A 9,357-nucleotide genomic window follows, 5' to 3' on the forward strand; every position below is an offset into this window, starting at 1 on the left:
GACCGGTGGCGACCATGATGGACATCGGCGTCGCCAGCCCGAGGGCGCAGGGGCAGGCGATGATCAGTACCGAGACGCCGTTGATCAGGCCGAAGACCCAGCCCTGCTCGCCACCGAAAAAGCCCCAGGCGAAGAAACTGATTACGGCGATGGCGACCACGACGACGACGAAATAGCCGGCGACAACGTCGGCCAGTCGCTGCAACGGCGCCTTCGAGCGCTGGGCCTGGGCGACCATCTGGACGATCTGGGCGAGCATGGTCTGGGCACCGACCTTCTCGGCACGGATGACCAGGCTGCCGGAGGTGTTCATGGTGGCACCGATCACCTTGTCGCCGGGGCGTTTGGTTACCGGCAGCGGCTCGCCGGTGAGCATCGCTTCATCGACGGCGCTTAAACCTTCGATCACTGCGCCGTCTACCGGCACCTTCTCGCCAGGCCGTACGCGCAGCATGTCGCCGAGATGGACATGAGTCAGCGGCACATCCTCTTCTATGCCGTTCGGGTTAATGCGGCGGGCCGTCTTCGGAGAGAGGCCGAGCAGCGACCTGATAGCGGCCGAGGTTTGCGACCGGGCGCGCAGTTCCAGCATCTGGCCAAGGAGCGTAAGGGAAATGATCACCGCCGCTGCCTCGAAATAGACGCCGATGCGGCCGTGGGCCATGAAAGATGAGGGAAACAGGTCAGGCGCCAGCGCCGCCACCACGCTGTAACCGAAAGCTGCCCCGGTACCCAGACTGATCAGTGTCCACATGTTGGGACTGCGCTGGACCAGTGACTGCCAGCCACGCACGAAGAACGGCGCGCCGGCCCAGAGCACGATGGGCAGACTGAACAGCAGTTCGCCCCAAGTGCGCACCGCCGGCGACAGGCCTTCCAGCCGGTGCCCAGCCATCGCCAGGATGACCACGATGACAGTCAGCGGCAGGCTGGCCCAGAAGCGACGGCGGAAATCCCGGTACTCGGAGTTGTCCTCGTCCTTGTCTAAATCGGGCAGCAGCGGTTCGAGGGCCATGCCGCACTTGGGGCAGGTTCCGGGACCGATCTGCCGGATTTCCGGGTGCATTGGGCAGGTGTATTCAGCATCCGGAATAGCGGGCTCCGCCGGCTGCGGAGCAAGGTAACGCGCCGGTTCCTCGTCGAATTTCGTTTTGCACTTGGCACTGCAAAAGCGGTAATGGACGTCGTCCAGATCCGTCGCATGGGGCGATTCCGGCTTGACGGTCATGCCGCAAACCGGATCGGTGAAGGTGTTCGGCGCACTGTCTAGTGCTGGGGTAGATCGCGTGTGATGCTGCTCGTGCTGCTGCTCCGGAATCGCTTTATCCATGATTCGCTCCTTAGTCGATGCCGACCTTGCGCTGTTCGCTGCGCACATAGGCCGTGATGTGAGCCACGTCGTCGGGTGTTACTTGCGGCACCGGTGCCATATCGCCGAATTTCCAGTGGTGGGCGCGCACGCCGTTTTTCGCGGCGAGTTGGAAAGCGGCATCGGCATGATGCGAGGGCTCGTAGATACGGTGCAGGAGCGGTGGCCCCTTGTCCGAGCCTTTCAAGTCCGCACCGTGACAGGTAGCACAGTGTTTCGCGAATAGCGTCTTGCCGGCGGCCGGATTGGGCATCAGGCCGGGACTGGGTTTGGGCACTTGCCAGCTTTGGGCTTGCACCGACAGGCTGAACAATCCGATCAGCCCCGCGGCGATATGGCGCCTACGAATTTTGTTCATTGCTTCCATCTGCCTTGCCGTGACCGCCATGTCCACCGTGGCCGAAGAAGTGCATCAACGGGCAGAGCAGAAGGAGTAAATAAATCCACTTTCCGGTCAAATGTTCCCAATGCTCGCGAATGATGAAGAACCCCAGGATGACAGCGATCATGCCAACGATGACCGTGCCACGAGACCGATACCACGACTCATTTGGTTGATGCTTGGATTCTGAACGCATGCTTTGGCTCCTCGCTCATTTGATTAACGCCTGAAGACGGTGTGGTGCCGCAGGAGAAGGGCTTGATGCTGGCTTGCCCTTGGCTCACGGCGTTCCGTGCCAATCAAGGAGATTAGTGAGAGTGGCCGGCGTGCGGGTCGTTTCCGGAACCATTTCCATATCCACTGCTGGCACAGCCTCCCAGCAGTAGTCCGAGCACTGTCATGGCAACCGCCAAAAGCTTTTTAGACATCACATTCTCCTTTCGTTAGAAAACTGATTTATTGCTCGAACCCCGATTCAGGCGCCATTGCTTAACCCGGGCGTAGATGGCGGAAATGACGGCGAGGGTCAGTCATGTGCTGAATCGGCCTTGGCGGAAAACAACGCCGATCCTAGCCTTCGATACGCGCCGACCATCACTGGCGGCAAGATCAACCACTGCAACAGCGGGGCAAGACCGATACCAAAAACCATCGGCATGCTCGTGGTATAGCCCCAGCTAGCAACGCGATAGACGTTGAACCACTCGCTCCACGCGGTGTAAATGATCGCGCCAATCACGACAATTGCTCCGCCCGTCCATGGGCGCAACGCCGGCCAGTCGGCGCACCGGAGCAACACGCCGGCCAGCGCGAACAGCGCGAGGGCAATCACGACGTCGCCCAGCGTGCAATGCAGCAGCGCCCATGCGATGCTCATTCGATCTGCCGCAAGCCAGATCGTATACAGCCTGATCTGCGCGATCTCCCAGAGCAGATTTAGCGCAAAGGCAAGCACTGACCAGAGACCGGCGAGCGCAAAAATACGGCGTGCCACCGCTTATGCCTGCGCTTTCTTACCGAACCGGGGAAAGAATGCCGGCGTATTTCTTTCGTAACGGGCGTAGGCCTCACCAAATTCCGTGCGGGCATCCCGCTCCTCACGTCGCGCCAGACGTACGTACATGAACACCAGAACCGGGAACATCGCTAGCGTCACCAGGGTCGGCCACTGAAACAGGAAACCGCTCATGATCAGGATGAAGCCCGCATACTGGGGATGGCGCAGGCGTGCGTACGCGCCGCTCGTCGCCAGGCGGTGATTGCGCTGTGCCGCATACAAGACCTTCCATGCCGAAGCGAGCAGCCAGAAGCCGGCAGCAATCAGGAGGTTGCTGAGCAGATGAAACGGGCCGAAATGAGGATTCGATTTCCAGCCGAGGATCGTTTCGAGCAAATGCCCAGAGTCGTGCGACAGCCAGTCGATGCCGGGGAAGCGCGTCGACAGCCAGCCCGAGAGCAGGTAAATGGTCAGCGGAAAGCCGTACATCTCGGTAAACAAAGCGACCAGAAACGCCGAGAACGCGCCGAACGAACGCCAGTCGCGCGGCGATTGCGGCTTGGCGAAGCTGAAGGCAAAGATGATGAACACCAGCGAGTTGATGATCACCAGCGACCATAGCCCGTAGGCCGGAGCGGCGTTGTCATCCATTATTTTTGCTCCCTGGCGGATTCGTTCGCTGCGTCGCGCGAGCCATGCGACCGATGGCCATGGCCGCCATGCATGAAGCGGTGCATCAAGGGGCAGGCCAGCAGCAGCAAATAGGGCCAATAGGGGAACCACCCGGCGAGGTGCGCTCGATGCTCGGTAATCAGAAAAAACGCGGCGATAACCAGGAAGACGATCAAGGCAATGTTGGCCTTTGAGCGACTTCTGGCGTCGCTGTGAACATCATGCTCGTGTTCCATGGCGACTCCTCGAAGTGATGGACCGTAAGGATCGAGCATCATCCGCAGCGGATGGCGTGCCCTTTGCCGCTCCGATCCTGCATGAAGGCCCGACAACCCCAGTCTGCGTCGTCGCACCTGTCGCCAGAATGACGGCCCGATTACATTGTTGTCAGCTTGCGAAGGCCGGGCCGGGTACTCGTTTTGCACATCATGTTCACGCGCAGGGCAAACACGGAATCAGGATGCGCCGTCATTTGCCGGGCATCGACTCGATGGCCTGATTGTGCTGCATCATCTGCTCCATCATCATCTGCATCATGTCCACGCGCTTTTCCATCATTTCGTGGCGCTTCATCATGTCGCCCTCCGCCATGCCGCCTTTCTTGTCCGCCATCATCTTGCCGCCACGCTGATCACCGCCCATCATCATCGGGCCGCCCATGCCGTGCATCGCCTTCATGTTCTCCTGCATGCTCTGCATGTGCTCCTGCATCAGCTTCTGGCGCTCCTTTGGGTCGCTGGTCGCGCGGATTTTTTCCATCTGCTGCTGCATTTTCTTCATATTTTCCTGCATCTGCGGCATCTGTTTGTTCATCTCCATGCTCATCGCCGGCTTGGCGGGCGTGGATGTTTCCTGTGCGGAGGCAATAGGTACGGACAGGGCAGCACTAAGGATTGCGGCAAGCAATATTGAGGTTTTCATGATTGTTTTTCCTTTACGGGTGGGTAAATCAGTGTTGCGGTAATGCCTACTGCTGGCAGCCAAGGCGTGATCAGATGTTTCGATCTCACTCACTTGCCCTTTCGCTGGAGAACCCAAACAACGAGGCCGATGACAACGATCAGAAGCAAGATCGGACCCCATGCCCCACCGTAACCATCCATCGAGCCAGCGCCCGACATACCACCGTTCATCATGTTGCCGTTCTGCGCCAAAGCACTGTCGATGAACAACGTAAACGTCATACCAACAGTGATCGCAAGCAAGTTTTTCATGAACCTCTCCACGCGCAAGTTCAGGCTACTTTGCGCTGACCTGCGGTCGACGTCTGCGCGGCAACAAACATAACGTCGTGGCGGCCCCGTCCGCCCTGGCCGCAGAAGCAGATAAGCGGACAGAGCAGACGCATAGGCTGCTCGATTTAGCCCTCAATACCCCGGCGCAGGCGCCATTGCTTGACCAGTGCGTAGATCGCCGGAATCACGGCAAGGGTGAGCACCGTCGACGAGACCATGCCGCCGACCATCGGCGCCGCGATGCGGCTCATCACTTCCGAACCGGTACCGGTACCCCACATGATCGGCAGCAGGCCAGCCATGATCGCCACCACGGTCATCATCTTCGGCCGGACGCGCTCAACGGCACCTTCCATAATCGCTTCGTAGAGATCGGCCAGGCTTGGCACTTGGCCCTCGGCACGCCGCTTGGCCTTCAGTTCCTCCCAGGCATGATCGAGATAGATCAGCATGATGACGCCGGTCTCGGCCGCGACGCCGGCCAGCGCAATGAAGCCGACCGCCACGGCGACCGACAGATTGTAGCCGAGCCACCACATCAACCAGATGCCGCCAACCAGCGCGAAAGGCACCGAGAGCATGACGATCAGCGTCTCGGTAATGCGCTTGAAGTTGAGATAGAGCAGCAGGAAAATCGAGAGCAGCGTTACCGGGATGACGATCTTCATTTTCTCGATGGCCCGTTCCATGTATTCGAACTGGCCGCTCCAGGTCACGTAATAGCCCGGCGGGAACTTGACCTGTTCGGCAACCGCCTTCTTGGCGTCGGCGACATAACTGCCGATGTCGCGGTCGCGGATGTCGACATAGATATAGGCTGAGAGCAGGGCGTTTTCGGTGCGGATGCTGGGCGCGCCCTTGGCGACGACGACCTTGGCCAATTGCCCAAGCGGAATCATCGCCCCGTCCATGGTCGGGATCAGCACCTCGCGGGCGATCTGCTGCGGATCGGAGCGTAGTTCGCGCGGATAGCGGATGGTGACGCCGAAACGCTCGCGGCCCTCGACCGTGGTGGTGACCATCTCGCCGCCCAGCGCGGTGCCGATGACATCCTGCAGGTCGCCGACGGCCAGGCCGTAGCGCGCCAGTTGCTCGCGGTCGGGCTCGATGTTGAGATAGAAGCCGCCGGTGATCCGCTCGGCGAACGCACTGGTCGTGCCGGGCACGGCTTTGACCACAGCCTCGATTTCCTTGGCCACTTTTTCCATCTCGCCGAGATCCTTGCCGAACACCTTGATGCCGATCGGCGTGCGAATGCCGGTGGACAGCATGTCGATGCGCGCCTTGATCGGCATCGTCCAGGCATTGGCGACGCCGGGAAATTGCAGCGCCTTGTCGAGTTCGGCGATCAACTTGTCGGTGGTCAGGCCCGGGCGCCATTCGGCTTCCGGCTTCAGGTTGATCACCGTCTCGAACATCTCGGTCGGCGCCGGATCGGTCGCCGTGTTGGCGCGCCCGGCCTTGCCATAAACTGAAGCGACCTCGGGGAAACTCTTGATGATCTTGTTCTGCGTCTGCATCAGCTCGGCCGCCTTGGTGATCGACATGCCGGGCAGTGAAGCCGGCATGTAGAGCAGCGTTCCCTCGTTGAGCGTCGGCATGAACTCCGAGCCGAGCTGAGAGGCTGGGTAGATTGAGGCCACCAAGGCAACGACGGCAGCAACGATGGTCATTTTCTTCCAGCGCATGACGCCGGCGATGATCGGCCGATAGACCCAGATCAGAAAACGATTCACCGGATTCTTCGATTCCGGCATGACCTTGCCGCGGATGAACAGCATCATCAGGACCGGCACCAGCGTCACCGAAAGCAGCGCCGCGCCGGCCATCGAGAAGGTCTTGGTGAAGGCCAGCGGCGAGAACAGCCGCCCCTCCTGGCCTTCCAGGGCGAACACCGGGAGGAAGGAAACCGTGATGATGAGCAGCGAGAAGAACAGCGCCGGCCCGACTTCCTTGCAGGCGGCGAGCATGGCATCGGCGCGCTCGGCTTTGGTGTGCTCCTCGGGCAGGCGCTCCAGGTGCTTGTGGGCGTTCTCGATCATCACGATGGCGGCGTCGATCATGGCGCCGATGGCGATGGCGATGCCGCCCAGGCTCATCAGATTGGAGTTCATGCCCAGCGAGCGCATGGCGATGAAGGCGATCAGCACGCCGACCGGCAGCATCAGGATGGCAACCAGGGCGCTGCGCACATGCATCAGGAAAACGATGCAGACCAGCGCGACGATGGCCGCTTCTTCGAGCAGCGTCCGCTTCAGCGTGTCGATGGCGCGGTGTATCAGTTCGGAACGGTCGTACACCGTCTGCACGGTGACGCCCTCGGGCAAGCCGGGGCCAATTTCGTCGATCTTGGCTTTCAGGTTGTGGATGACTTCCAGCGCGTTGGCGCCATAGCGCGCCATGGCGATGCCCGACACCACTTCGCCTTCGCCATTCAGTTCGGTCAAGCCGCGCCGTTCGTCGGGCACGAGTTCGACGCGGGCGATATCGCGGATCAGCACCGGCGTGCCCTTGTCGCTCTTGACGACCAGCATTTCCAGGTCGCTCTTGCCGCGCAGGTAGCCCTTGCCACGCACCATGTACTCGGTTTCGGCCATCTCGACGACGCGCCCGCCGACATCGCGGTTGGAGTCGCGGATGACCTGCGCCACCTTCATCAGCGGAATACCGTAGGAACGCAGCTTCACCGGGTCGACGGTGACTTGGTAGGTCTGAACGAAGCCGCCGATCGATGCGACTTCGGCGACGCCGTGCGCCTTGGTCAGCTGATAGCGGACGTACCAGTCCTGGATGGTGCGCAGTTCGGCCAGCGTCTTGTCCTTGGCCAGCAGCGCGTACTGGTAGACCCAGCCGACCCCCGTGGCGTCCGGGCCGAGCGACGGCGTCACGCCTTTCGGCATGCGGCTGGAGGCGAAATTCAGGTATTCGAGGACCCGCGAGCGGGCCCAGTAGATATCGGTGCCGTCTTCGAAAATGACGTAGACAAAGGACGCGCCGAAGAAGGAAAAGCCGCGCACCACCTTGGATTTCGGCACCGACAGCATGGCCGTGGTCAGCGGGTAGGTCACCTGGTCCTCGACCACCTGCGGCGCCTGGCCGGGATACTCGGTATAGACGATGACCTGGACGTCCGAGAGGTCGGGCAAGGCATCGATCGGGGTGCGCAACACGGCATAAATGCCGCCGATGGTGATGAACAGGGTGGCGAGAAGGACCAGGAAGCGGTTCCGGCCCGACCATTCGATAATGTTGGCCAACATGGGGCGACTCTCCGTGGCTCTCGGTCAGTGACCGGCGTGCGGGTTGGCAGCGGCGGCCGGCGCGCCGGCTCCCTGGCTTGCTGGCAGCGTTTTGACGGCCGTGATCACCCATTCGCCCGGCTGTCGCTCGACGAACTCGACGGCGACTTTGGCTCCCGGTTTCAGCCCTTGCAGCAGCGACGCGTTGGCGGCCTTGAACTCCATGGTCATGGCCGGCCATTTGAGGCTGGCGACCGGGCCGTGATTGAGACTAATCGTGCCGGCCGCCGCGTCGATGCCATCTACCGTGCCTTCGGCCTGGTGGCTAGCTCCTTTGGCGGCTGGCTGTCCGGGGGCTGCTGCCGCTTGCCCTTCTTTGGGGGCTGCACCATGGGCGGCATGGCCGAAACCGCCGACCGCCGCCTTGAGGTTGCTCTCGGCGTCGATCAGGAAGTTGGCCGCAACCACCACTTGTTCGCCCTCCCTGACCCCTTCGAGCACTTCGACATGGTTGTCGCTGCGGGCGCCGAGCTTGACCTCGCGCGGTTCGAAGCGGCCTTCGCCTTGTTGGATCAGCACGATCTGGCGGGCACCGCTGTCGATGACGGCGGAAGTCGGTACCGTGACCACCTGGCCTTTGGCACTCACCGGCAATTCGACTTGGGCGAACATGGCGGGCTTAAGCAACAGACCCGGATTGGCCAGTTCGACGCGCACCGGTACCGTGCGGGTCTGGGCGTTCAAGGTCGGATAGACATAGCTGATCGTGCCTTCGAAGGTCTTGCCCGGATAGGCGTTGATCATGACCTTGGCCTTGGCGCCGGTCTTGATCAGGCCGATGTCTTGTTCGAATACATCGGCGACAACCCATACCGCGGAGAGATCCGCCACCTGGTAGAGCGCCTCACCGGGCATGAAGCGCATGCCTTGAACGGCTTTTTTCTCGGTGACGATGCCGGCTACCGGCGAGCGGAAAGTCATCGTCCGCTTCGCCTCGCCAGATTTGGCGAGGGCCTTGACCTGCTCTTCCGAGATATCCCAGTTCTTCAGTCGCAGCAGGCTGGAATCGGCCAGTTGTTTCATGCCGTCCCGCGCCGGGCCGCCGGCTTCTTTCAGCGATTCGACGCCCTGGGCGGCAATCGCATATTCGCGCTGGGCGGAGACCAACTCCGGACTGTAGACCTCGAACAGCGGCTGGCCTTTGCCGACCGGCTGGCCAGTCACATTGACATGCAGGCGCTCGACATAACCCTCGAACTTGGGCGAAATCGCATACATGCGGCGTTCGTCCGGCTCGATCCGGCCGGAAGCGCGCACCACCTTGTCGAGCACGCGCAGTTGCGCGGCTTCAGTGCGCACGCCCAGTTTTTGTACCTTCTCGGTACTGATCTTGATCTGATTGGCGGACGCCGGCTCGTCGTCCGCTTCGCCTTCATAAACAGCGATGTAGTCCATGCCCATCG

10 protein-coding genes are annotated in these 9,357 nt (G+C 61.2%); all 10 read right to left on the reverse strand.

What is annotated here, in order from left to right; translation table 11 throughout:
• Positions 1-1,330: HAD-IC family P-type ATPase (locus tag WBK19_RS11155; protein WP_511289707.1), on the reverse strand; the 1,330-nt coding region annotated here is incomplete at its 3' end.
• A 10-nt stretch (positions 1,331-1,340) separates the two neighbouring features.
• Positions 1,341-1,727, reverse strand: a complete 387-nt coding sequence (locus tag WBK19_RS11160) for a c-type cytochrome (protein ID WP_511289709.1) — start codon at positions 1,725-1,727, stop codon at positions 1,341-1,343.
• Complete coding sequence (locus WBK19_RS11165) at positions 1,711-1,947, reverse strand: DUF2933 domain-containing protein (RefSeq protein WP_511289711.1); 237 nt, start codon at positions 1,945-1,947, stop codon at positions 1,711-1,713. The genes WBK19_RS11160 and WBK19_RS11165 overlap by 17 nt, the downstream gene beginning before the upstream one ends.
• A gap of 330 nt (positions 1,948-2,277) precedes the next feature.
• Complete coding sequence (locus WBK19_RS11170) at positions 2,278-2,745, reverse strand: hypothetical protein (RefSeq protein WP_511289713.1); 468 nt, start codon at positions 2,743-2,745, stop codon at positions 2,278-2,280.
• A gap of 3 nt (positions 2,746-2,748) precedes the next feature.
• Positions 2,749-3,399, reverse strand: a complete 651-nt coding sequence (locus tag WBK19_RS11175) for a methyltransferase family protein (RefSeq protein ID WP_511289715.1) — start codon at positions 3,397-3,399, stop codon at positions 2,749-2,751.
• Positions 3,399-3,656: a DUF2933 domain-containing protein gene (locus tag WBK19_RS11180; protein ID WP_511289717.1), complete on the reverse strand. Its 258-nt coding sequence runs from the start codon at positions 3,654-3,656 to the stop codon at positions 3,399-3,401. Before WBK19_RS11180 ends, WBK19_RS11175 begins: the two co-directional genes overlap by 1 nt.
• Positions 3,657-3,888: 232 nt before the next feature.
• The gene (locus WBK19_RS11185; RefSeq protein ID WP_511289719.1) at positions 3,889-4,434 is read right to left on the reverse strand and encodes a hypothetical protein; all 546 of its coding nucleotides are present in this window, start codon (positions 4,432-4,434) and stop codon (positions 3,889-3,891) included.
• Positions 4,431-4,634 (reverse strand): hypothetical protein, encoded by a 204-nt coding sequence (locus WBK19_RS11190; protein WP_511289721.1) that lies wholly within the window; start codon positions 4,632-4,634, stop codon positions 4,431-4,433. Before WBK19_RS11190 ends, WBK19_RS11185 begins: the two co-directional genes overlap by 4 nt.
• A gap of 146 nt (positions 4,635-4,780) precedes the next feature.
• A complete protein-coding gene (locus WBK19_RS11195) occupies positions 4,781-7,915 on the reverse strand; it encodes an efflux RND transporter permease subunit (RefSeq protein WP_511289722.1) in 3,135 nt (1,044 codons plus the stop codon).
• A 24-nt stretch (positions 7,916-7,939) separates the two neighbouring features.
• Complete coding sequence (locus WBK19_RS11200; RefSeq protein WP_511289724.1) at positions 7,940-9,355, reverse strand: efflux RND transporter periplasmic adaptor subunit; 1,416 nt, start codon at positions 9,353-9,355, stop codon at positions 7,940-7,942.
• Between the last annotated feature and the right edge of the window lie 2 nt (positions 9,356-9,357).

This window comes from Azonexus sp. (genome assembly GCF_049652925.1).
Lineage (GTDB): Bacteria > Pseudomonadota > Gammaproteobacteria > Burkholderiales > Rhodocyclaceae > Azonexus.

Excerpts from the sequence above, each read along its gene's own strand:
- WBK19_RS11160 (WP_511289709.1), bottom strand. The coding sequence starts at position 1,727 with ATGAACAAAATTCGTAGGCGCCATATCGCCGCGGGGCTGATCGGATTG.
- WBK19_RS11165 (WP_511289711.1), bottom strand. The coding sequence starts at position 1,947 with ATGCGTTCAGAATCCAAGCATCAACCAAATGAGTCGTGGTATCGGTCT.
- WBK19_RS11175 (WP_511289715.1), bottom strand. The coding sequence starts at position 3,399 with ATGGATGACAACGCCGCTCCGGCCTACGGGCTATGGTCGCTGGTGATC.
- WBK19_RS11180 (WP_511289717.1), bottom strand. The coding sequence starts at position 3,656 with ATGGAACACGAGCATGATGTTCACAGCGACGCCAGAAGTCGCTCAAAG.
- WBK19_RS11190 (WP_511289721.1), bottom strand. The coding sequence starts at position 4,634 with ATGAAAAACTTGCTTGCGATCACTGTTGGTATGACGTTTACGTTGTTC.
- WBK19_RS11195 (WP_511289722.1), bottom strand. The coding sequence starts at position 7,915 with ATGTTGGCCAACATTATCGAATGGTCGGGCCGGAACCGCTTCCTGGTC.
- WBK19_RS11200 (WP_511289724.1), bottom strand. The coding sequence starts at position 9,355 with ATGGGCATGGACTACATCGCTGTTTATGAAGGCGAAGCGGACGACGAG.